This window comes from Endozoicomonas montiporae CL-33 (assembly GCF_001583435.1).
Taxonomy (GTDB): domain Bacteria; phylum Pseudomonadota; class Gammaproteobacteria; order Pseudomonadales; family Endozoicomonadaceae; genus Endozoicomonas_A; species Endozoicomonas_A montiporae.
In genome coordinates, this window is the sequence record NZ_CP013251.1 from 3,395,022 (window position 1) to 3,417,722 (window position 22,701).

The 22,701-nt window shown below is 50.1% G+C and carries 22 protein-coding genes; 8 read left to right on the top strand and 14 right to left on the bottom strand.

Features of this window, described 5'->3' with window-relative positions; genetic code table 11:
• Nucleotides 1–2 precede the first annotated feature (2 nt).
• The 8 genes from tolB to ruvB form a co-directional block, all read right to left on the bottom strand.
• Nucleotides 3–1,337 carry a Tol-Pal system beta propeller repeat protein TolB gene (gene tolB, locus EZMO1_RS15560; protein WP_082211539.1) on the bottom strand — a complete coding sequence of 445 codons (1,335 nt, stop codon included), beginning with the start codon at nucleotides 1,335–1,337 and terminating at the stop codon, nucleotides 3–5.
• A gap of 59 nt (nucleotides 1,338–1,396) precedes the next feature.
• Nucleotides 1,397–2,269 carry a cell envelope integrity protein TolA gene (gene tolA / locus EZMO1_RS15565; RefSeq protein ID WP_051789220.1) on the bottom strand — a complete coding sequence of 291 codons (873 nt, stop codon included), beginning with the start codon at nucleotides 2,267–2,269 and terminating at the stop codon, nucleotides 1,397–1,399.
• Nucleotides 2,270–2,281: 12 nt separating this feature from the next.
• Entirely contained in the window at nucleotides 2,282–2,725 is a 444-nt protein-coding gene (tolR, locus tag EZMO1_RS15570; protein ID WP_034872426.1) for a protein TolR, read from the bottom strand.
• A gap of 14 nt (nucleotides 2,726–2,739) precedes the next feature.
• Nucleotides 2,740–3,438 carry a protein TolQ gene (gene tolQ, locus EZMO1_RS15575; RefSeq protein WP_236631920.1) on the bottom strand — a complete coding sequence of 233 codons (699 nt, stop codon included), beginning with the start codon at nucleotides 3,436–3,438 and terminating at the stop codon, nucleotides 2,740–2,742.
• A 47-nt stretch (nucleotides 3,439–3,485) separates the two neighbouring features.
• Nucleotides 3,486–3,926, bottom strand: coding sequence for a tol-pal system-associated acyl-CoA thioesterase (gene ybgC / locus EZMO1_RS15580; protein ID WP_222842124.1), 441 nt, complete (start codon nucleotides 3,924–3,926; stop codon nucleotides 3,486–3,488).
• A 133-nt stretch (nucleotides 3,927–4,059) separates the two neighbouring features.
• Nucleotides 4,060–4,584: an SEL1-like repeat protein gene (locus EZMO1_RS15585; RefSeq protein ID WP_034872422.1), complete on the bottom strand. Its 525-nt coding sequence runs from the start codon at nucleotides 4,582–4,584 to the stop codon at nucleotides 4,060–4,062.
• On the bottom strand, nucleotides 4,571–7,993 hold the full coding sequence (locus tag EZMO1_RS15590; RefSeq protein ID WP_051789218.1) for a PAS domain S-box protein: 3,423 nt from the start codon (nucleotides 7,991–7,993) through the stop codon (nucleotides 4,571–4,573). Before EZMO1_RS15590 ends, EZMO1_RS15585 begins: the two co-directional genes overlap by 14 nt.
• A 311-nt stretch (nucleotides 7,994–8,304) precedes the next feature.
• Nucleotides 8,305–9,309 carry a Holliday junction branch migration DNA helicase RuvB gene (ruvB, locus tag EZMO1_RS15595; RefSeq protein WP_034872421.1) on the bottom strand — a complete coding sequence of 335 codons (1,005 nt, stop codon included), beginning with the start codon at nucleotides 9,307–9,309 and terminating at the stop codon, nucleotides 8,305–8,307.
• Between the two features lie 117 nt (nucleotides 9,310–9,426).
• Between ruvB and EZMO1_RS15600 the strand changes: the two genes are divergently transcribed.
• The 6 genes from EZMO1_RS15600 (at nucleotide 9,427) to EZMO1_RS15625 (ending at nucleotide 16,193) form a co-directional block, all read left to right on the top strand.
• On the top strand, nucleotides 9,427–9,630 hold the full coding sequence (locus tag EZMO1_RS15600; RefSeq protein WP_034872419.1) for a hypothetical protein: 204 nt from the start codon (nucleotides 9,427–9,429) through the stop codon (nucleotides 9,628–9,630).
• A gap of 68 nt (nucleotides 9,631–9,698) precedes the next feature.
• Entirely contained in the window at nucleotides 9,699–10,163 is a 465-nt protein-coding gene (locus EZMO1_RS15605) for an EamA family transporter (RefSeq protein ID WP_145912627.1), read from the top strand.
• Entirely contained in the window at nucleotides 10,082–10,408 is a 327-nt protein-coding gene (locus EZMO1_RS15610; protein WP_461781981.1) for an EamA family transporter, read from the top strand. Before EZMO1_RS15605 ends, EZMO1_RS15610 begins: the two co-directional genes overlap by 82 nt.
• A 268-nt stretch (nucleotides 10,409–10,676) precedes the next feature.
• Nucleotides 10,677–11,513: a hypothetical protein gene (locus EZMO1_RS15615; protein WP_145912629.1), complete on the top strand. Its 837-nt coding sequence runs from the start codon at nucleotides 10,677–10,679 to the stop codon at nucleotides 11,511–11,513.
• 236 nt (nucleotides 11,514–11,749) lie between these two features.
• A complete protein-coding gene (locus tag EZMO1_RS15620) occupies nucleotides 11,750–13,147 on the top strand; it encodes an IS110 family RNA-guided transposase (protein ID WP_061509430.1) in 1,398 nt (465 codons plus the stop codon).
• Between the two features lie 151 nt (nucleotides 13,148–13,298).
• Nucleotides 13,299–16,193: a hypothetical protein gene (locus EZMO1_RS15625; RefSeq protein WP_145912630.1), complete on the top strand. Its 2,895-nt coding sequence runs from the start codon at nucleotides 13,299–13,301 to the stop codon at nucleotides 16,191–16,193.
• A gap of 50 nt (nucleotides 16,194–16,243) precedes the next feature.
• Here EZMO1_RS15625 and ruvA read toward each other — a convergent pair whose 3' ends face one another.
• Nucleotides 16,244–16,855: a Holliday junction branch migration protein RuvA gene (gene ruvA / locus EZMO1_RS15630; protein ID WP_034872414.1), complete on the bottom strand. Its 612-nt coding sequence runs from the start codon at nucleotides 16,853–16,855 to the stop codon at nucleotides 16,244–16,246.
• A gap of 134 nt (nucleotides 16,856–16,989) precedes the next feature.
• On the opposite strand from ruvA, the gene EZMO1_RS15635 reads away from it, so the two are divergent.
• Entirely contained in the window at nucleotides 16,990–17,532 is a 543-nt protein-coding gene (locus EZMO1_RS15635; protein WP_034872413.1) for a carboxymuconolactone decarboxylase family protein, read from the top strand.
• 24 nt (nucleotides 17,533–17,556) lie between these two features.
• On the opposite strand, the gene ruvC is transcribed toward EZMO1_RS15635, so the two are convergent.
• A complete protein-coding gene (ruvC, locus tag EZMO1_RS15640) occupies nucleotides 17,557–18,081 on the bottom strand; it encodes a crossover junction endodeoxyribonuclease RuvC (protein ID WP_034872412.1) in 525 nt (174 codons plus the stop codon).
• A 141-nt stretch (nucleotides 18,082–18,222) separates the two neighbouring features.
• Between ruvC and EZMO1_RS27810 the strand changes: the two genes are divergently transcribed.
• Entirely contained in the window at nucleotides 18,223–18,351 is a 129-nt protein-coding gene (locus tag EZMO1_RS27810) for a hypothetical protein (protein ID WP_275934916.1), read from the top strand.
• Between the two features lie 407 nt (nucleotides 18,352–18,758).
• Here EZMO1_RS27810 and EZMO1_RS15645 read toward each other — a convergent pair whose 3' ends face one another.
• From EZMO1_RS15645 to EZMO1_RS15660, 4 genes are all read right to left on the bottom strand, one after another.
• On the bottom strand, nucleotides 18,759–19,505 hold the full coding sequence (locus tag EZMO1_RS15645; protein WP_034872410.1) for a YebC/PmpR family DNA-binding transcriptional regulator: 747 nt from the start codon (nucleotides 19,503–19,505) through the stop codon (nucleotides 18,759–18,761).
• Nucleotides 19,506–19,591: 86 nt separating this feature from the next.
• Nucleotides 19,592–21,373: an aspartate--tRNA ligase gene (gene aspS / locus EZMO1_RS15650; protein ID WP_034872408.1), complete on the bottom strand. Its 1,782-nt coding sequence runs from the start codon at nucleotides 21,371–21,373 to the stop codon at nucleotides 19,592–19,594.
• Between the two features lie 79 nt (nucleotides 21,374–21,452).
• Nucleotides 21,453–21,725 (bottom strand): FmdB family zinc ribbon protein, encoded by a 273-nt coding sequence (locus tag EZMO1_RS15655; protein WP_034872407.1) that lies wholly within the window; start codon nucleotides 21,723–21,725, stop codon nucleotides 21,453–21,455.
• A 102-nt stretch (nucleotides 21,726–21,827) separates the two neighbouring features.
• Nucleotides 21,828–22,532: a class I SAM-dependent methyltransferase gene (locus EZMO1_RS15660; protein ID WP_034872405.1), complete on the bottom strand. Its 705-nt coding sequence runs from the start codon at nucleotides 22,530–22,532 to the stop codon at nucleotides 21,828–21,830.
• Between the last annotated feature and the right edge of the window lie 169 nt (nucleotides 22,533–22,701).

The following is a 22,701-nucleotide window of genomic DNA, read 5'->3' on the forward strand; positions in this document are numbered from 1 at the left end:
TTTTACCTAACCGCAGGCCCCCAGACAGGTTCACGGACATCGCCTGTCGCCGACGGTAACCGGTATTTTACCCGACCATCAGCAGTGACAATACCCAGTTCACCAGTCTCTCCCCCCTGAACAGCATAGATCAGACGTCGCCCGCCCGGAGATACACTGGGTGAATCTTCCAACTGTGCCGACGTCAACAACCTGAGTCGATTGGTGTCCAGATCAAGAATTGCAATGTTAAATTCTGCTGCACCCTGCCCCTTGTGTACCAGGGCCAGCGACTTACCATCCGGGAAAACTTTTGCCCGTGCATTAAAACGCCCTTTAAATGTCAGACGACGAGGGTTGCCTACCGGCTGCACGGAGCCATCAGACTGATGTTTGACATCCAGCTGGTAGATCTGGGCACTGCCGCCACGATTGGAGGTAAACACAATACTGTTACCATCGGGCATCCAGTCCGGCTCGGTATCAATAGAGAAATGCTTGGTCAGCTGACTGAGCTTGCCAGAAGCCAGATCCTTCACATAAATATTCGGATTACCGTCCTTGGACAGCACCAGAGCCACTTTCTTGCCATCCGGAGAAAAGACCGGCGAGCTGTTCAGACCTTTGTAATCGGTCAGCTTCTGTCGCTTACCCGTTGCCAGCTCCTGCAAGAAGATAGCAGGCTTACCCGCCTCAAAAGAAACGTAAGCGATACGACGTCCATCCGGCGACCACGCTGGCGACAGAATAGGCTCTTTCGAACGTACAATCACACGCGCCCGTTTGCCATCGGCATCGGCATAGTTTAATTGATAATCGGTGTGATCAATGCTGTGCCTCTGGGCGGTGACATACATCAGCCGGGTTGAAAAGTCTGCAGGAATGCCAGTGATTTTTTCATACACGGCATCACTGATGGTATGCGCCATGGTACGCAGCTGACTCTCTACGCCCTTCACCTGCCCTTTCAGAATGGAGCGCTGGCGCAGAACATCAAACAGCTGATAATGCACGGTGTACTGCCCGCCACTCTGGCTGACCTGACCAATCACCAGATAGGAAGCCCCCAGCACTTTCCAGTCGCGATAAAAAACGTTGGATTCTTTACTGGGAAAACTGAGCATATCTTCACGCTTCAGTGGATCGAACAACCCGCTGAGTCGTAAGTCATCACTGATCGTTCCGGCCATATCCTCCGGCAAAATGGTCTTGCCGTCGAAGCTGAACGGTGCCACCGCCATGCGCACAGCCCGGTCATTACCATGGGTAATTTCAATGGTCAGCTCAGCCCTTGCCGGAAGCGCCAGAGCCATTTGAACCAGAAGCAGCAGGGCAAAGGTTGCAAACCATCTGACCATAGTCAGATATCGTCCTCCTGAATCAAAGCGATTTGGAATTGTATTTATCATCGAACGAGTCATCGAACTAGATCCTCTGGCCTGAACCTGAAATTAAAACGTCGGAAATTGGCATCAAAAATTTTACGATCCAGCTTTTTCAACTCTGGAAAAGGAGCGGCCCGTTGCACAGCCTGCACGGCAGAGCGGTCAAATGAATCACTGCCACTGCCTTCCAACAACTTCACTTCCAGCAGATCACCAAAGGGTGACAAAGTCACCTGCAGCAATGCCGTCATATTGTTGCGGGCACTGGGTGGGCGATTCCAGTTATTCACAATCAGGTTAAACAGCAACTCACTGTAATAGCTGACTTCCGCTGCATCTTTTTCAGCCTGTTCGGCCTGTTCGGCTGCCGCGAGGGCAGCTGCTTCCTGTTGCTCTCTCTGGATTCGTTCCTGCTCCAGACGACGCAGTGTTTCTTCCCGCTGTTTACGCTGCCGTTCCGCTTCCTGCTTACGCTTTCTTTCTTCTTCCCGCTGACGCTGACGTTCCCGCTCCTTACGGGCTTCCTCTTCTTTTTTGGCTTTTTCCTGTGCCTCACGCTCTTTGCGCAAGGCAATTTCCCGCTGACGTTTTTCTTCAGCCTGACGACGAAGTCTTTCTTCCCGGGCAGCTTCCTGACGTTTGCGCTCTGCAGCCTCGCGGGCTTTGCGTGCCGAGTCATCAACCTGAGGACGGGGCTGAGGAGCCGGCTGAGCAATTTCAACCAGACTGGCCTTGATATTACGGGGGGGAACAATGTTCAGCTGACGCTCGACCGACCAGCTGGTACTCAATACCAGCAGCAGTGACACATGGAGAAACACTGAGACAACAACAGGAAAACTGTAGCCCCGAAAGACAGGTTTACGAAAAATCTTGCCCGGAAACGGTTTCGGTACTTTCTTCATCAGCAGCAGCCGTTAATTCCCCTGCCGATCCAGTTCGGCCGGATCGGTGATCAGCCCGACATTCTCGACACCCGCTGATTGCAAGCCGGCCATGAGTTCAACCACAGAACCATAAGTCACCTTTCTATCCCCTTTAATCAACACCTGGGTGCGGGGGCTGGCCGACAACACCTTGCCCACTTTTTCAGCAATGGCATCCAGCCCTTTGGCAGCCTCACGCTCTGCGCCCAGATCGATAAAGTACTCACCATCGGCCTTGATCGAAATAATCAGCGCCTCGATATCCTCTTCCATCGGTATGACCTGGCTGGTTGTTTTCGGCAAATCCACCCTTAACCCCTGGGTCAGCATAGGGGCACTGACCATAAAGGCCACCAGCAATACCATCATAATGTCGATGAACGGAACCATATTGATTTCCGACATTACTTTCCGACCCGTTCTGGCGCGCGCCATAGACAATCGTCTCCTCAGCCCGCATCGGGTCGGTTGGAACGGCTGTGTACTTTGCGATGCAAAATACTGTGAAACTCATCCGCAAAGGTTTCATAGCTGGCCAGAAGTGAATCAACCCGGGAGGCATAGCGGTTATAAGCCACTACCGCCGGAATAGCTGCTACCAGACCAACAGCTGTGGTCATGAGAGCTTCAGCAATACCCGGGGCAACAGAAGCCAGTGTCGCCTGTTGTACCTGAGCCAGACCGCGAAACGAATTCATGATGCCAACCACAGTTCCGAACAACCCGACATAGGGGCAGGTGGAACCAACACTGGCCAGAAAGGGCAAGTGCATTTCCAGCTTTTCCTGCTCTCTGGAAATGGCTACCCGCATGGCACGCTGAGTGCCTTCCATAATTGCATCGGCATCGGATGTCCCCTGACTGCGCAGGCGGCTGAACTCACGAAAACCCGCTTTAAAGATGTTCTCCAGCCCACCGTCGGGGCTGGCATTGTCCTGCAATTCACGAAACAGCTGGGAAAGATCCATACCGGACCAGAACCGGTCTTCAAACTCAAGCATCGTTTGCTGGGCGTTACGGATTAATAATCCGCGCTGCACGATCATCACCCAGGAAACGACAGAAGCCGCGACCAGCATCAGCAGTACTAACAGCACAACCCAACTGGAATTACTGATCAACGACCACATGGACATGCTATCAGCCACCGATTACCTCGCTTGCAGTTAATCTGAAAACAGGATGTATCATACCATCAAACCTGTGACGTGTTGGTGACGCCCAGGCATAGACTCCGTAAGGCTTTTGTAATACTGGCAGGTTTCATGGTGGCACTGTCCAGGCAGGCCACAACAAAGTCTCCGGTACACAACAACTGTTCATCAGACTGACCACAATTCAACGTCACAGACTGACGAAATACCAGGCTTGCCCGTTTTACTTCAGACACTTCTGCTGTGACCGACACCTCGTCATCCAGTCTGGCTGGCTGACGAAAACGTACATCAGCACGGGTCACAACAAGCAGCCTGCCCTGCTCTTTCATGATCTGATGCCCCATACCTATATGGCGTAACCAGTCGGTTCGGGCCCGCTCCATAAACTTAAGGTAATTGGCATGGTAAACGATGCCGGCAGCATCGGTATCTTCGTAATAGATCCGCTGATGAATTGTGAAAGGGGCGTCAGAATTCACGACAATGTACTCATATACTCGGTAAGATCATTAAACCAGATCGTTACCTCCCTTGGAAATACCTGCACCGCCCCGAAATACCTTCACAGCAGTAGGCCAGTCGATTCCGGAGCTACCTCTTAATAACACCTGTTTAATAACACCTGTGACATCGCCGGTGATGGTAATGGTAATAGGGCGGGTGATAATAACCGTGCCAGCGAATGGCATCAACGCGCTCCCGCTCAAGTTTCTGCAGGTAATCATTGCGTCGATCCTGCTGCAGCTTCTGTTCCATACCCTGCTGCCGCTGAAGCATATCAGCCTGCGGTACCGGCTGACCAAAACGTTTCAGAGCCTCCTGGGCCTCGGGAATACCCCAGCGGGCAGCCATGGTGTAATGTTGGAACGCCTGCTCCATGGAAACAGGCACTCCTACTCCCATTTCATAACACCGCCCGGAATGGTACTGATCAATAGGCAACTCGGCCGCCCCACCCGTTACCCGGCCACAGGAGGCTGCAGACAATGTAAAACCATCACCAAAGACACCCGGCGACATTGGCTGGGCATCGACCCGAACCGTGTTGCTACATCCACTGACTATCATCATCAGCAAGCACAGAGCACCCAACAGCCAACATCGGTTCTCAGGTATCGGGGTGTCATTCGTTGCCATTAACCTCTCCTGAATAGCTTTTGCTTTTTAAACGGTTCTGCAGTTCTTCCCTGATTCTCTCCAGTCCCATCAGGTCCAGTGCTCCACAGCTCTGAATAATCTGATCCGGGTAGTGCCCCAGCTCTTTATCAGTTGACCATTGCTGCGCCAAATCGTTCAGGGAATGGATATCTCCGATATCAAGGTAATTAGAGAGCCCGGACAGCATCATCTCAATGCCTGCCAGCGGCACATCAGTATAATCGGTTTTATTTTTGCTGTCGGGCTGAATCTCCCCTCCTTCTCCTACCCAACGGTACACCTTACTGAACAGCTCGCTGAAGCGAACCGGCTTGCTGATAAAATCACACACGCCCACCCTGCTGATGCTCTGCCGGGTGGATTCCGACACACTGGCCGAAACAGCAATAATACTCAAGCCCTGATTCTCTGGCTGTTCATGTATCTCGCGGGTCGCACTGATGCCGTCCAGAACCGGCATTTTCAAATCCATTAACACCAGATCAAAACGACTGATCCGGCACTGCTCTAACGCTTCTGCGCCGTTCGCAGCCTCTTCAACCACAAACCCTGCACTGCGCAGAGCACTGATGAGCATATCCCGATTGGTTTCACTGTCATCCACCACCAGAATACGGCGACCATGATAATCACCGGATACCACCATTGTTTCCGAGGCGGCCTCCAGTGTCGGTCCAGCCTCTACCGATACGGGCAGGTAAGGAATACTGAAATGAAAGTCACTACCCCGGTGCAGCTGACTGGACACTTTCAATTCCCCTCCCATGGCTTTGACAAGGCGGTAACTGATCGCCAGACCCAACCCGGTTCCCCCCTGACTGCGACCCGACTTCAGCTGGCCAAACGGCTTAAACAGTCGGGCCTGATCGACGGTACTGATGCCCAGCCCCGTGTCTACAACGGAAAAACAAAGTTTTTTCTGTTTTTTTCTGACTTTTAATGAAACACCGCCATGATCCGTAAATTTAACCGCATTGCCCATAAGGTTGATTAACACCTGACGCAATTTGACGCTGTCGCCCACAATCTCGGGGCTGATACCAGAATCTATATCAACATCAAGAGTCAGCTCTTTGGTACGTGCAGTTTCTCTGACATTGGCCAACACTGTATCGAGCATACTCTCAAGCACATAAGGCTGAGGGTCCAGCTCAACGCCACTGCTTTCAATTTTGGTCATGTCGAGAATATCGTTAATTAACGTCATCAGATGCAGGGCACACCCTTCCAGAGAAGACAGGTTATCCCGGTAACGCTCCGGCACCTCGGCGTCGGTCAAAAGCAACTGGGCATAACCCAGCACACCGTTTAAAGGGGTCCGCAGCTCATGACTGATATTGGACAAAAATAATGACTTGGCCTGACTGGCCTGCTCGGCACTGACCTTGGCATGAACCAGCTCACTTTCGATGCGCTTACGTTCTGTCACATCCCTGAGAATGATGGAAATCAATTTTCCCTCTGCCGTTTCCAGAACATTACTCGATACTTCCATGGGGAAACGACGTCCTGATGCCGTAATACCTTCCGTTAAATACTCGTCTACACAGTGGCATTCAGGCCTTTCGGGATCCACTGGCGCCAGAAGGCGTTCCTCACTACGACGGTCCGGCGCAATCAGCAAAGCCAGGGGCATATTGATCAGCTGCGACGGTTTGAATCCGGACAGTTCGGTCACCCTTCTGTTCACCAGAGCAATAACACCATCATCATTGCAAATGACTGTGGCATCCGGTGCAGAGGCGATCAACTGCCTGAACTTCTCGGTATCATTAATCCTCTCTGTGATATCGTTGGCCATGCCTTCTATCACAACGGGGGTTCGACCTGACTCCAGGGAGGAAGCATCAGCAACCGTCACCGGTTTTTCGTGGGTTGTGCAAAACAGTTCCACTCTGCGAAAGCTGCCATCCTTATGCACCATTTCTACCTCGAAGGCTTCCTCCCACTGACCCGAAACCAGAGTAGCCAGCTTGTCCGAAAAAACCTTATTCAAGCTTGAAGCAGACAAAAAGCATTGCATCTGCCCTGCAAAAGCGTCTTCACTGTAACCGAGAATGGCCTTGATGGAAGGGCTGACATACGTCACCGCACCACTGGCATCAAGGTTAAAATAGAAGTACTGACCTTTGAGCTGCTGCACCAGATGACCAATATTATTTGCCCGGGCTTTCTGCAGTAACCGCTCACGATCGCGCAACCGTTGCAACAGCATGTTAAAGCTGTAGTCCAGACTGGCCGCTTCATCGCAGTAGCCATCATCTGAATTCTGCCCACTCGGAGAAGCAAATTCGTTCATCTGCGACTTCAGTCGGTTCAACGGCCGGGTAATCAGTCCGGATACGGTCCACAGGCAGAACATGGTCAGAAGTAATACCAGCGCAATCAGGCTGACACTGATCACTGCCTGACGAACAATGGGCTGAAGAATACTGTCTTCGAGGATACTGATACTGAAATACCAGCCAGTGGACGGTATAGGGGTGGCAGTCACCCACTTTTTCACACCTCTTATCTCAACCCTGAAGTTAATGGACTGCCTTTTTCCGGTTACACGCCGGAACGCCTCATCAAAGACGGCACAGGGAGGCTTTTCAGAATGTGCCTTAATGGGTCTGGTGATGAAATCAACCAGCTCTCCGGAATCTTCACGGGTTACATTGACCTGACTGTAGCCATCACAGGGACCACTGTTAATAAACGTCCGTAACTCCCTGTTTTTCTCCAGTGATTTGCTGTTGGCATACACGGTTATCCCTTCCCTGTCGAGAATCACCAGCCGGGTTTCAGGGTCTGACCATATTAGCGGAGCGGTCAGAAGGGAACCGTCGATATCAATTCGCAACAGTGCAAATTGCCCGTCCCGAAACAGTACCGGCACCATATAGGTTGACCTGAACACCGACTGTCGGCTGGCAATGCGATTAACGTACCATTCAGGTTTTGTACGCTGCCCGACAGCAAATTCCTGCAAAATGACTTCAGGCAACCCGGGTACCGCGTAATGATCAGGCCCTCTGGCAAACTGATCAGCACGTTTATTCCAGTAACGGCTCCTGGCCGGCTGGCCCGGAAATGTCAAACCAACGCCTACCACCAGTCGTGCATCACCCAGTAACTCGGAGGCACTGACAGGTACAACGTCCAGATCCGATGACAGTCGCTGATCCAGCAACAACCCCAGACTTTTACCGGCAAGATGTATTTCCTGCAAGTGCCCGTCAATCACACTGGCATAACGAAGACTCTGCTCAAGATGACTGTGGCTGATTTCCACGGAAGCTGCATGAAAAGTGAAATAAAGATACACAGCTGTTACCAGGCTGTAGAACACAACAGCCGGAACCAGAGTAAATAGCGTAATCTTTTGTCTGATAGAGGTAGACATAAATCGTTTACTTCTGCACAGCTCTGATAAAGCCTCCTCATCCGTGAAAGAGTTCTCAACAATGAGCAGGAAAGAGATAAATATTGCAGCCTGTTTGAAGTCGCCTGCTCATTTATGGCGTCCTTAGCTGAATTTATAGCGGCCTCGCCAAACAGACTCAGATAAGTGAAGCCAAGTCACAACATAGACAGTCAACTGCACTACAGCCAATTGAATTAGCCCATTTCAAACAAAATGCAGGAAACAAACGAGAAGAAGAAAAGTAATGAAAGGGGGGAAATCGAATCATCCCCCCGGCTGGCTTCTAAAAACTACTCTTGATTTTCAAGACCAAAGTGCAAATAGGCATGCTTTGTCACCATTCGCCCACGGGGAGTACGCATCATATAGCCCTGTTGAATCAGGTAAGGTTCCAGAACATCTTCAATGGTGTCCCGTTCTTCACTGATGGCTGCCGCAAGATTATCTACCCCCACAGGACCACCATCGAATTTTTCAATCATCGCCAACAGCAGGCGACGGTCCATGTGGTCAAAGCCACTGGCATCCACATCAAGCATATTCAATGCCAAATCAGCCGTAGACTGGTCAATCAGACCGCTGCCTTTCACTTCCGCATAGTCGCGCACCCGGCGCAGCAATCGGTTAGCGATACGCGGGGTGCCACGGGAACGTCTGGCAATTTCCCGGGCTCCTACTTCATCAATAGCCACCCCCAGAATACCAGCCGACCTTGCCACAATGTGGGTCAGGTCATCGATACTGTAAAACTCCAGGCGCTGAACAATACCGAAACGATCCCTCAGGGGTGAGGTCAGAAGGCCGGCCCTTGTGGTCGCCCCCACCAGAGTAAACGGAGGCAAATCCAGCTTGATGGAACGTGCCGCGGGCCCTTCTCCGATCATAATATCCAGCTGGTAGTCTTCCATGGCCGGATATAATACCTCTTCAACCACAGGACTCAACCGGTGGATCTCGTCAATGAACAGAATGTCATTGGGCTCCAGATTGGTCAGAAGTGCCGCCAAGTCTCCGGCTTTTTCCAGTACCGGCCCTGAAGTCGAACGAATATTACTGTCCATTTCGTTGGCAAGAATATGCGACAGTGTCGTCTTACCCAATCCCGGCGGACCAAAAATGAGGGTATGGTCCAGAGCATCCTGACGTAAACGGGCCGCCTGAATGAATATTTCCATCTGCTCACGAACTTTTGGCTGACCTACGTAGTCTGCCAGTTTAACCGGACGAATAGCCCGGTCCTGCGCTTCCTCAACAGGGCGTGGCGCTGCTGATATCAATCGATCTGCTTCAATCATTTCAAAGCCTGCTATAGAATCATCTCAGCGTATCATTTCGTTGTCAGAAAACGAATCACCGCCGACATTATTCGCTATCTTTAATGTTTCATTGGTTTCAGATTTTAGTTAGTACGAATGAACCAGACATCCGGCACTTCTCAATATCAGTACGGTAGCGGGCTGACCTGCTCCGTCATGGCCTCCATTCTCTTTGGCATCACCCCATGGCTGGTGCAACAACTATTCATCAGCGACAACTATTCATCAGCGACAACTATTCATCAGCGGCAACCAGCTGTTCCGGGTACGAATGCTCACCGGCAGCCTGCCTGTGCCTGATGCTCGCTATTACCCTGAGCGCACAATGGCATGAAGTTAGGAAAATGATTGGCCACAGGCGAAACCTGATGTTTCTGATTCCAGGTACTGCCCTGGTGGGCATCCAGTGGTGGCTGTTTGTCTGGGCTCCGGTTAACCAGCAGACCAAAGAACTGGCGCTGGGCTATTTCCTGCTCCCACTGACTCTGGCGCTTACCGGATGGCTGTTTTATGGCGAAAAGCTCAGCACGGCTCAAAGGTTGGCGGTTGCTCTGGCGGCTCTGGGTGTGGCCGTTGAACTCTGGCAGCAGGGTTCGTTACCCTGGGTGGCCTTAGTGGTGGCCGGATTGTATCCGGTTTACTTTATGGTTCGCCGAAAGGTGCAGGCCAGCGTGGTGACCATCATGCTTTTCGAACAGTCACTGTTTCTGCCCTTTGCCCTTTACTTCCTGCTGCAAAGCAGCGAGTTCACATTACTACTGCAGAACACACCGTTACGTTACTGTGGTTCCTGTTACCACTATTCGGCGTTATCTCAGTCTGCTCCATGCTGATGTACGTGAATGCTTCCAGCAAACTGCCTTTCAGTCTGTTCGGACTATTGTCTTATCTTGAACCCGCTCTGATGTTTGTGGTGGCCATCGTTATACTGCAGGAGTCGTTTGAAGCAACGCAATGGATCACTTATGGCCTTATCTGGGCTGCCACACTGACCGTTGTTATTGATCTGGCCATACACTTGTACCGGCAAATTCGGAGCCAAAAGGCTGTGCAGTCCATCCATATAGAACAGAACTGAGTCGGCTATCAACAGCCTGCGAAGGTGGCCAAAAGGAATCACACTAACTTAAGCAGCTTGCTCCTGGTACGGCTTCAGCCTGCGCGTCTGAGTTCTTTGGGGTACTGTAACCTTTTGTACGACTTCGCCCGCCTCTTTACCACTCCTGACCCTGAACTGTCCGGATGATTTCCAACCACTTCAGTCCGTGCCATTGATCTATAATCACGCTTTGTAAATCTAATGCTTATATTCCCATATGCCGCTTTCTTTTTTTCGCGCAGTAAGAGTGATTGCAATCTTAATGTATGTCCTGTTTGTACACTATGCGCAAGCTGGCAAAAAATACACCAGCTGGAAGCTGGTGATTCCCAGTCCCAAGGATCAGGTTGGGAGTGGACGATTTCTTTATCCGAGTGCTCAGGAGCCAGGGCAGTTTCAGCTGGTTCGTGAGCTTGGGTATATTCATCTGACTGAAGATGTGAGTTTGATGTTTATACATCCAGACTTCGGCAGCACAACTCTGGCAATGCCTGAAAGCTTCCAACCCGATGCCGACCGCCACCAGTTTGTTATTTATCCTTCTTTATCAGCTCAGGTGGGACACACCAGTGAAACCGGAGGTCAGGAATTAAACCTTATTCTGGAATTTATCGTTCCGCCCGGGGCTCAAATACCTGCCCCTGACAGCGTGCCGGGTGTTTATAACGTCAAAACGGTTCGACGGAAAAATAAGAAACACATCCATCAATACACCATTGCCTTACACACTCTGACTGCACCTGTCACTATCACGGTGGACACTAATCTGATTTTTCATCATGACAACAGCAGGGCCATTCTGGGAGAGCAGAACTTTTACCTCTCATTACATCCGCATCAACAATCTGAGCAGCAGCCGGCAGAGGATACCAGCAGCAACAGCCTTGATGCTGCTGTTGTCGTGTACTTCCCTCCGGACCATACTGGTCAACATCTCTGGTTGATGCAGCCAGAGATGGATACGCCTCCCCAGGCTACAGATGAGGCCAACCCTGAGGTAGCCAAGCCTTACTCAGTAGAAGATGAAAAGGCAACAAAACGACAGCAGCTGCTTGAAAGCGCTCCAAGCCGGGCCCCCGGCTGAACATCTATGAGTAACTTTTCTCCCAACTACTGCCTACATGCCTATGATAGAAAGGAAGACATATCCGGACCAGAGACCGTAAACACACTGGTGCCTTTTGCCCGTTTGAAAGCGTGGTCGGGGAGCTGGCGACAACATCACTGATGACGCAATATGCGATCTCGTTCGGAAGAATGCGAATCATCGACAGCCCCATATCCGGATATGCCTTCGCACAGAAGTATAGAGGGTAAACCATGTCTCGCCGCAGCAAATCCAACCGTTCCCATTCTGACAGAGTCAAAAAGCGTATTGCTGGACATCTGGAGAAAATCAATCTCTTTGCCGCCGGTATTGATATCGGGTCAGAGTCACACTTTGTTGCAGTGCCAGAAGAGTTAGATGAACAACCGGTGCGTTCATTTGGCTGTTTTACCGCAGACCTTGAAGCTATGGCTGACTGGCTCGTAAAGCTTGGCATTACCACCGTTGTGATGGAGTCAACCGGGATTTACTGGATACCTGCGTTTGAAATACTGGAATCCCGGGGGCTTGATGTAAAACTGGTCAATGCACGACATGTAAAGAATGTTGCCGGACGTAAGTCTGACGTTCTGGACTGCCAATGGCTTTTGCAGTTACATACTTACGGATTGCTCAATGGCGCGTTCCGCCCGGATGAACAGGTTTGTTCATTGCGATCCTATAGACGACAACGTGACACTCTTGTTGGCTACCGTGCTTCCCACATCCAGCATATGCAAAAGGCACTTCGACAGATGAATCTGTTACTGGATAATGTGGTGACTGATATTACCGGAAAAACCGGTATGACTATTATCCGCGCCATACTGAATGGGCAGCGGAATCCTGTGGAGCTGGCCAGATATCGTGACAAGCACTGCAAAAAATCCGAGGAAGAAATCGCCAAATCCCTGAAGGGGCATTACCGGGATGAGCATGTATTTGCTCTGCGGCAAGCTGTTGAACTTTACGATACTTATGATGAAAAAATCAGGGCTTGTGACAAAGCTCTGGAACAGAAGCTCAACACATTTGACAGCAAAGATGATAAAGACTCTCAAAAGCCTTCTACGCCAGATAAGCCTTCAAAAAAACGGAAGTCCCGTTGCGCTCCAGACTTTGATGTGCGTTCAGAGCTCAACCGGGTGAGTGGTGTCGATCTGACTGATATCGATGGCATTGATGAAAATACGGCTCTGAAGATTGTTTCAGAAATCGGTCTGGATATGAGTCGATGGCCTTCCGCTAAACATTTTGCCTCCTGGTTAGGGCTCTGTCCCGGAACCAAAATATCCGGTGGTAAAGTTCTGAACCGGAAAACCAAGCGTTTGCCAGGCGCAGCCGCAACAGCATTCAGGTTGGCGGCTTATTCACTGACCAGATCAAAAAGTGCTTTGGGTGCTTATTACCGAAGAATGCGAAGCAAGCTTGGTGCTCCAAAGGCGATTACGGCAACAGCGCATAAGCTGGCAAGGCTGGTTTACAGTATGCTCAAGCATGGGAGCCAGTATGTAGATGAAGGTCAGGAATACTTTGAGCAGCGGTACAGAGAAAGAGTTTTGAAAACCCTGAAGCAGAAGGCTAAAGATATGGGCTTCACATTAACGCCGGTTGAAACCGCCGTCGGTTAGGGTTGTTTTAGCAACCGGCGAGCTCATGGGGAGTTACTCAGAAGAATCAAAGTAAAGAAGACAATCAAAGAAGCCGTTAACCCCCCCCCCGGGACCGACGATCAGCTTAATGAATAAAATGCTCAGTTTTGTCAACCAAAGGGCTGGTCAAATGGAATTACATTATTTTTCTTTAATGCAGCACTATCCGGATAGATTCCCGACACTAGCAAAACAGGAACCGCCGTCTGATCGTAGCCGCCTCATACCTGCTAAATCACTGGAAAGTTTACTATCGCTGGCGTTACCCGATGTGTTTAACAACCTGTCAGAAATCTTGAAGCACTCACCGACTTCGAGAGACTACCGGACGATCTGTCAGATAGCGACTCATGTTATGTGGGCCTATCATCTCCTGATCCTGTCATGGGAACGTCGTACCCAATACAATTCGGGAGTGGCGCTGACGCTACCCGTGCTAAACGAGAAAAAAAGTGATGAGTTAACACTGGCTAATCCGAATTTTGCTATCTATCTAGAGGTACTTATCCAGCTGTATGATTTTCTAAATACACATAACCGACACAGAAATCGTACCAATGAAGATGATTTTCTTCTTGTGGTTCAGCCCAATCTTTTTGATGTTCTGAACTTTGTGACTCTGATGCCCTGGCTGACAGAGGATGTAGATCATTTAGAACTGCTGACTATGCGTATGCTGTTATGGGATATCAGATTGCAGCAGGAAACCGATAACTACGATCGGCGTAAAGAAATCTACAGCATGCTGCTTCAGCTGAGACTGGCTGGTCGCTGTCCCGATCAGCTTCTTTCAGATGCCCGTACACTGAGACTTCGAGGACTGGTTGACCCGGAAGATGAGCAGCTGAATCAGCTGCATGACAAACTGGTAGCAGCAACGAAAGAGAGTCAGAGCGATTTAGAGAAAAAGCTGAAGATGTTGTTTAAGCGCTATAAAGGGTCAGAGATTGTCGATGCCGATATGTTTGTCAGTCTGGGAGATATGCTTGATATCATCGACCATGAAAGTTGGCAGAGAGAAGAAGAATTTGATGCTGCAGAAAAAGAAAAACTACGTAAGCAACAATTGACGCGTAGTGAAGAACTGGCTAAACAGAATGCGGCTGAACTCCTGAATCAGGTTGAAAAGGAAAAATTAGCCCGGCGACGTCAAAAACATCAGAAACAATTACTAAAACAGCTTCAGGTAAAAGGAAAAGTACAAGCCCGAGCAGGCGCAGTCGATTCGGACAAGGATGCGCAGGCAGCTCAGCCGTCTCAAAGTGCAGAGGCTACCCCTGATCCCCGGGATGAAAAATACCGCCAGGCCATAACGGCTCTTTTGAAAAAAAATTATTCTGAGACTCGTCAGAAAGCAGAAGAATTGTTACAGCTGAATCAATCCTCATTACAGCGAGCCTGGGCTGAGTTATTGATGGCTGAAAGCTGGATCAGCGAGCATGCCAACCTGATCAATATGATTAATTACTGGTATGAGAGGCTAGATCAGCATCATCAGCAGCTTGAAAACTGGTTGAATAGTGATACAAGTGGCGAAGACTTTCCAATTCTTGCCAGAACGGTTAAAAACAGACTGACTCCTCTGGGTTTTAAAATCCCGCAGGCACAGGCAATAACAGATTCTCCTGAGTATTTTCAGGCACTGGAACATTTCGATAATGTGCTTGATATTCTCATTGAAGAGTATTCAAGAACAGAAACTGATGAATTAAATACTCTGCTGGATATGCTCAATGATAACTATGTAGAGATTGATGATCTTCCGGAGAAAGTAGGTCGCCTTAAAAGACAGCTAATGAATATTTCGGAGCATCGCCGACAACACATCCGCTCTCTGGGACGCCAGGGGGGCTCAGGTGAATCCATCGAAAGTATTGTCTATAAACAGTTAAAAGCTCTGACAGAACCAGCCCTCATGCCCTCTGATGAAAGCAAACAGAAAAGAAGAGAACAAATCAGCCAGCTGACTGTTGCATATCAACCAGATGCTGCGATGGCTCAGAATATGTCGGGGTTATCTGTGGAGGCACCCGTTCAACCGACGGTTCAGTTAATACCGACAGGAGAGTTACCCGGTCAACTTCAATACGGCCCCGTAATGCCAGAGCAGCAAGCAATTCCACCAATGCAGGCTGCCGGACAACCTCCGGTTGGGAATCCTCAGCATTCTTTTATCACGGGAAACTCAAGCTTGCCGATGCTTCCACAACCCCGGGTTCATATGGCGCAACAAGGCATGCAGACCGGCTACTACGTGAGCAATGTAATGCCTCAAACACACCCTGCACCACCGGTAATAAAGCCAGCGGTCAATACTGCTGTTAACGGAGCTGTGCCTGTTTTTCCTGCAGTCCCGTTACAAACCGTAAGAGTGCTGACACCAGCAGAGATTGCAGCTCACCGGTTTATGGCTAACTACCAGAGAATCAATAGCCCCGGAGATAACTTTTGTCTGTTTCATGCACTGGCAAACTGGTTTCAGGCAAACCCGACAGCGAATGTATGGAACTTCTCAACCAACGGTCATGAACTGTTTGAACAGATAAAGCAATTGGTTAAAGAGAGGCTGAGATTCCATCCTGATAATATGGCTATGCAGAATTTACAGCAGCTACTCGGACAACCGCAGGGCCCTGAAATGTGGGCTGGTACCGATGACCTGGTACCGGGAGTGCTGGTCGAACTGCTCAACCTGCCCGTGCTCATCTTTGCTAACAACTTTTTGCAGCCAGAGCTGCATGGGCAACAGAATAATGTTCAGGCACAATTACATACCGTTGAGGGCACTATTGAGTATGTGGCCCTGGAAAATCTGGAGCAGGCGATTTTCAACATTCAACAGCTGCACCAGCAGCTTATTATTCTGCAACATGAGCATCATGTGGTAACGCTGCATAATGGCCAGAGCCTGATCCAACAGGGGGTTGATCACTGGAATCTAATGTTACCGAATCATCAGAACCCGTTTGGTGCAGCTCCTCCCCCTGATTGCCAGACCTGCACCATTCCATCAACCTCAATGTAAGTCGTTGAGTCGTTTAAAACCCATTGACTGAGAGGCTCTTGATAGCGGGTTTAAATCATACTCTTCAAAGACTGACGGATAATTTCTTCCGCGCCCATACCATCGACAAAAATCTTACCCACCACCTTACTGGCATCCTGTGGCTTGTAGCCCAGAGCAACCAGAGCACTGACCGCTTCCTGTTCGGTATCTCTGGCCGCTTCCGCCATTTCGCTGCCGACCACCATGGGCTTACCATCCAATAGTGGGGATGATTGCCAGCGATCAAGCTTGTCTTTCATTTCGACAATCAGCCGTTCTGCTGTTTTCTTGCCAACCCCCGGCAGCTTAACCAGCGTGGCACTGTCATTTTCGTGCACACAGCGCACAAAAGTCTGGGCATCAATTCCGGACAATAATGTCAGTCCCAGCTTGGGTCCTACGCCGTTGACCTTAATCAGAGTGCGAAACAGCTCCCGTTCTTCACGGCTGCTGAACCCGTATAGCAGCTGTGCATCCTCACGCACAACAAAGTGTGTGAATAAAACCACCTCGGCACCCGTTTCCGGCAGCTTATAAAACACCGATATTGGCGCTTCAATTTCGTAGCCTACACCGCTGGCGTCCACCAGCAGGTGCGGTGCCTGTTTTTCTACCAGGGTTCCCCGAATCCTACCTATCATCTTCAACCTCGTAAGCGTCTGCAGGCTGACCAGTAAGTCAGAACACCTAACAATGACCGGCCCGCCAAGAACTTTGTATTTTTCGCCAGCTCTAATCAACTAACGCATTAAAATCACACATCTCGAATACGCTTATGGAAAGACTCAAAACCTTCTTCAGTGCCCTGTGGCAACTGCTTCCCAGCGCTGGTCTGGCCAGTGAATACCACCCGTCCATCGAGGGTGGTGCGATACCTATTCCATTTATTGTGTCACAGCGCATTCTGCTCAACAGCATGAATCATTCAATGGATAGCACACCCAGCCTTGAGCCCCCTTCGCGCTGCTTTACCAGCTACATGCAGGGTTACACCAGCCTGCCTGTCAGGGATCGGGCCCTGAGTGCGCTGCGCAGTGCCCACCTTGCCGGAGCCCGTCATCTGGTACCGGATATTGCCCGCTGTGCACTGGATGCCGGCCTGCAAAACAGTGACCTTGAATTAGTCGCAAAAGGTTACATTTCCAACGGCTGGTCTGCCCAGGAAATACTGGTGATGCGCGTCGCCGAAGACCTTTATCGCGAACAATCCATCAGTGAGGATCGCTGGAAACAGTTAAAAAAGATCTATAAACCTCAACAGATTCTGGATCTGTTGCTGTGCTGTGCGGCTTTCCACCTGTGTGTTCACCCGCAGTAAGACTGTCTATTTCCCGACAGCCTCCTAGCGGCTGGTCAAACGTCGATTCCGCGTGCCACTGACTCCGGCCATTCGCACCAGACTGGCCCGGGTATGGGAGTGACACAGCGCAATTGCCAAAGCATCGGCAGCATCCGCCTGAGGGGTCGAACTGAGCTTCAGTATTGACGTCACCATATGCTTTACCTGATGCTTGTCCGCCGAACCCTTGCCAACAACAGCCTGTTTAACCTGTCGGGCAGAGTATTCCGCCACTTCCAGTTTATGATTCACAACCGCCACAATCGCCGCTGCTCGCGCCTGCCCCAGCTTGAGCGCCGAATCCGCGTTGCGCGACATAAACACCTGTTCAATCCCTACGCTTTGCGGACAATATTGCTCGACCAGCGTTGAGACACTGTCATAGATCTGTTGAAGCTTTTCAGGCAAAGAAGCATCCCGCACCCGGATACAGCCAGAGGCCACATAGTGACACTGGTTTCCTACTTCCTCGATAACACCATAACCGGTGATACGGGATCCGGGGTCAATGCCCAACAATATGGCCATGCAGAACTCTTTTCAAAATCATGATTAAAACAGCAGCATACTGTACATTTATACAAGTTTCTAGACAGTACATAGGTACTATCCAAACTTACAATTCAAAACACACAGATTACGAAACTCCCCTACGACAATCAGCCCGCCTTGCATAAGCTAGGACTCATCGATTATTCGGTGATGATTATGCGAGATACTCTAAAAACTCTAATGACTCTGACCGGAGTGGTGGTGATACTGTTTGTTATTGTCATGGGGATTAATCTTCTGGTGTAGCACCCCATGGTCAACGCAAGCGATGCTTCCCGCACCGCTTGTCAGATGCTACAGAAAAGTCGTGTTATCTTATGGGCCAGTCTAAGGAAGTACTGCATCCAAAAATAAAGAATAACGCCAACACAAGCAGTACTGAAGAACAGATATTCAGAATTAACTTTGAAACCATGATCAATCCCCATTCACGCCAATCAACAACAAACACAAGAACTATAAGCTGTTTTGTGGCAAACCACTGTTCAATTTTCAACAAACGGCATTGAATATATCTGTTTTTATACGTTTATAGAGGATAAGAAAAAGGCGGGAAGCAAGAAGAAATCAAGCAGCCAACTAAGCGACATATGACTGCTAAAAACAGCAGATCAGGAGCAGAACACCCTCCCTGCTGTTTTATTAATCAGGAATCAGCCTAGCTGTTCCATGATATCTGCAGAAATATCCGCATTGGTGTAAACGTTTTGCACGTCGTCCAGATCTTCCAGACGATCCACCAGCTTCATGATTTTTTCTGCACCGTCTTTATCCAGCTCGGTCTGAACATCGGCTACCATGGCTACTTCAGCCGCCGCCGCACTGTAACCCGCTGCTTCCAGAGCGTCTTTCACCGCCATGAACTCGGTCCAGTTGGTAACGACTTCAAAAGAACCATCATCGTTAGCAACAATGTCTTCTGCGCCCGCTTCCAAAGCCGCTTCCATCAGAGCGTCTTCTTCAACACCGGCGTCGAAGAAAATCTGGCCACGACGTTCAAACATATAGGCAACAGAGCCGTCAGTGCCCAGGTTACCGCCGTGCTTGTTGAAAGCATGACGAACTTCCGCAACGGTACGGTTACGGTTATCAGTCAGTGTTTCAACCAGAACCGCGATACCACCCGCGCCATAACCTTCGTAGGTGACTTCTTCCATGTTGGAATCGTCATCACCACCGGCACCACGGGCAATCGCGCGGTTGATGGTGTCACGGGTCATGTTGGCACCCAGAGCTTTATCAACCACCTGACGCAGCTTGGGGTTATCTTCGATATTGCCACCGCCCTGCTTGGCCGCCACTACCAGCTCACGAATGATCTTGGTGAAGATCTTGCCGCGCTTGGCGTCCTGTGCCGCCTTACGGTGTCTGATATTGGCCCATTTACTATGACCTGCCATAGGAAATACCCTTTATCTCAATGCTTTTGTGCGGACTCTATCAAGCCTTTTGTTACAAAATACCCCGACAGAGTCCGGTCAATCAATTAGTGACTGGTTGCAGACGCCGGGTCACGACGGATACGAATGTTCAGATCGCGCAGCTGAGTGCCGTCTACTTCGCCCGGAGCCTGAGTCAGAACACAGGCAGCAGACTGGGTTTTCGGGAAAGCAATCACTTCACGAATGTTGTCAGTACCACAGATCAGCATCACCAGACGGTCCAGACCAAAGGCCAGACCCGCGTGCGGTGGCGCACCGTACTTCAGAGCGTCCAGCAGGAAGCCGAACTTCTCGCGCTGCTCTTCTTCTTCGATATCCAGCACGTTGAAGACAGCCTGCTGCATCTCTTCACGGTGAATACGAACGGAACCACCGCCCACTTCGTAACCATTGATGACCATATCGTAAGCACGGGACAGAGCAGTAGCCGGATTAGCAGCCAGCTCTTCCGCTGTGCAAGTAGGTGCGGTGAACGGGTGGTGCAGAGCAGTCAGTTTGCCTTCGTCGGTTTCCTCAAACATTGGGAAATCAACCACCCACAGAGGCGCCCATTCCTTGGTGTACAGATTCAGGTCTTCACCCAGCTTGCAGCGCAGCGCGCCCAGAGCTTCGTTTACCACCTTCTCTTTGTCTGCACCGAAGAATACGATGTCGCCGTTCTTGGCATCCAGACGTTCCATAATCTGCATGGTAACGTCGTCACCCAGGAACTTGATGATTGGAGACTGCAGGCCGTTTGCGCCATTTTCAATCTCGTTCACCTTGATCCATGCCAGACCTTTGGCACCGTAGATGCTCACGAACTTGGTGTAGTCGTCGATCTGCTTACGGGACAGTTCAGCACCGCCTGGTACTTTCAACGCCGCAACACGACCTTTCGGATCTTCAGCCGGGCCTTTGAAGACTTTGAACTCAACAGAAGCCATCAGGTCAGCCACGTCTACCAGTTCCAGCGGGATACGCAGGTCCGGCTTGTCGGAACCGTAACGGCTCATGGCTTCAGCGTATGGCATGTGCGGGAATTCGCCCAGCTCGATGTCACGAACCTGCTTGAATACCTTCTTCACCATGTCTTCAGTGATACCCATTACACCGGCTTCATCCATAAAGGATGTTTCGATATCGATCTGGGTGAATTCCGGCTGACGGTCAGCACGCAGGTCTTCGTCACGGAAGCACTTAACGATCTGGTAGTAACGGTCAAAACCGGACACCATCAGCAGCTGCTTGAACAGCTGCGGAGACTGAGGCAGTGCGAAGAACTTACCTTCGTGAGTACGGCTTGGTACCAGGTAGTCACGGGCACCTTCAGGGGTGGCACGGGTCAGAACCGGCGTTTCTACGTCCAGGAAACCTTCACCGTCCATGAAAGAACGAACAGCACTCGTGACCTTACTACGCAGAATCAGTTTTTCCTGCATTTCAGGACGACGCAGGTCGATGAAACGGTGCTTCAGTCGAACGTCTTCACCTACATCGGTGTAGCCTTCAATCTGGAACGGAGGTGTCTGGGCTTCGTTCAGGACTTCAACCTGTTTGCCCAGCACTTCGATCTCACCGGTGCTCATGTTGGTGTTAACAGTGCCTTCCGGACGCGGACGCACCAGACCGGTGATTTTCAGAACGTATTCGCTACGGGCTTTATCCGCCAGTGCAAACGCTTCTTCAGTGTCAGGGTCGATAACGACCTGGGCGGTACCTTCACGGTCACGCATATCCAGGAAGATAACACCACCATGGTCGCGGCGGCGGTGTACCCATCCACACAGGGTCACTTCCTGCCCGTTATGGGAGAGATTCAGTTCGCCGCAATAATGGCTGCGCATAACATACCTCGAAACAGGGATTTTCAGTTCGAATTCAACAGGGCTTGAGGGAGGCACAACCCCTGAGGCTATAAAAAAGTTAATGACTTGTCGCAGGACAAGAACCGCAAGAGCTTCCGGAGTCCTTGCTGGGGCAATGATTGTCGCTGGAAGAGAGGTTCTTTTTTCTGCCACCCTTGAAGTCAGTTTCGTACCAGCCGCCGCCTTTCAGACGAAAGCTTGGGGCACTCAGCAGTTTTTTCAGCGTTGACTCACCACAGTCGCCACAGTCCGTCAGCGGTGCATCGCTGAATTTCTGTATCGCTTCGGTCACTTCTCCGCAGTTTTCGCACTGATATTCGTAGATCGGCATTGATCCTCAGCATCCTTCGCTTGCCACTATCAAAACCGATGCATTATACCTGAAACGCGTTTTTTCACCAGACTGACGGGCAGGAATGAGAGAAAGGCTTTATCAACGATCGAGTATCATGAAAATAGCCGGAAACGCCTCAACAGGCCCCACGGATTGTTTGCAGACAACATTCCAGCCAGAGGAACGGACAATATCCAGCCAGCTATCTTCCGTTTCAGGGTAATCATACTGCCGAATGTGGGTCATAATGTGGGGCAACCAGTCTGAGCGAACGCCTTGCCCTACAAAGTATTGCTCCATGATATTGGTGTAATCATTAAACGACTGCCCTTCATGAATCATGATATCTGCCAGCACAAAACTGCACTCACCGGAAACCTGCTGGTATAGATTTGAAAAGAATTGTCGTTTCTGCTGCTCATCACCATGATGCACAGCAAAAGCACTATAGATAAGATCGGAAGAGCAAGAAACCTGCGGCATACCCAGAAACAGATCCTGGCAGAATTGCCGGTATTTGATCCTGTTGCTTTCAAGCAGTCGTTGCGCCATAGACAATGCATTTTCAGCCAGATCAATACCAAAGTAATAATCCAGTTGAACTGAATGGGTCAGTTCAGGAATTAACAAACTGTTTCCACAGCCAAAATCAGTCAGGGTGACTGATGAATCTTTATACCGGTCCTGAATAAATGACCTGGCAGCGACAAGTATCTCACGGAGCCCCATCAGGTTGTTCTCAACCAACCATTGATAGGCGCTCCACCGATCTTTGAAAACGGAAGTGACTTCATCGCCAGACATAAAAAATGAACCTGTTAACCCTGATGCTGCAATGAATGTAGCAGAAGAATCAGGATCAACAGGTCGAACAGTCAGATGTTCTTAGAAGCTGTTCATGATCTTTGAGGAAAGCGAAAATGGTGAGAAATTGTTGCTGTTTTTTGATCTCATGAGGCGCGTAGCGGTGCTA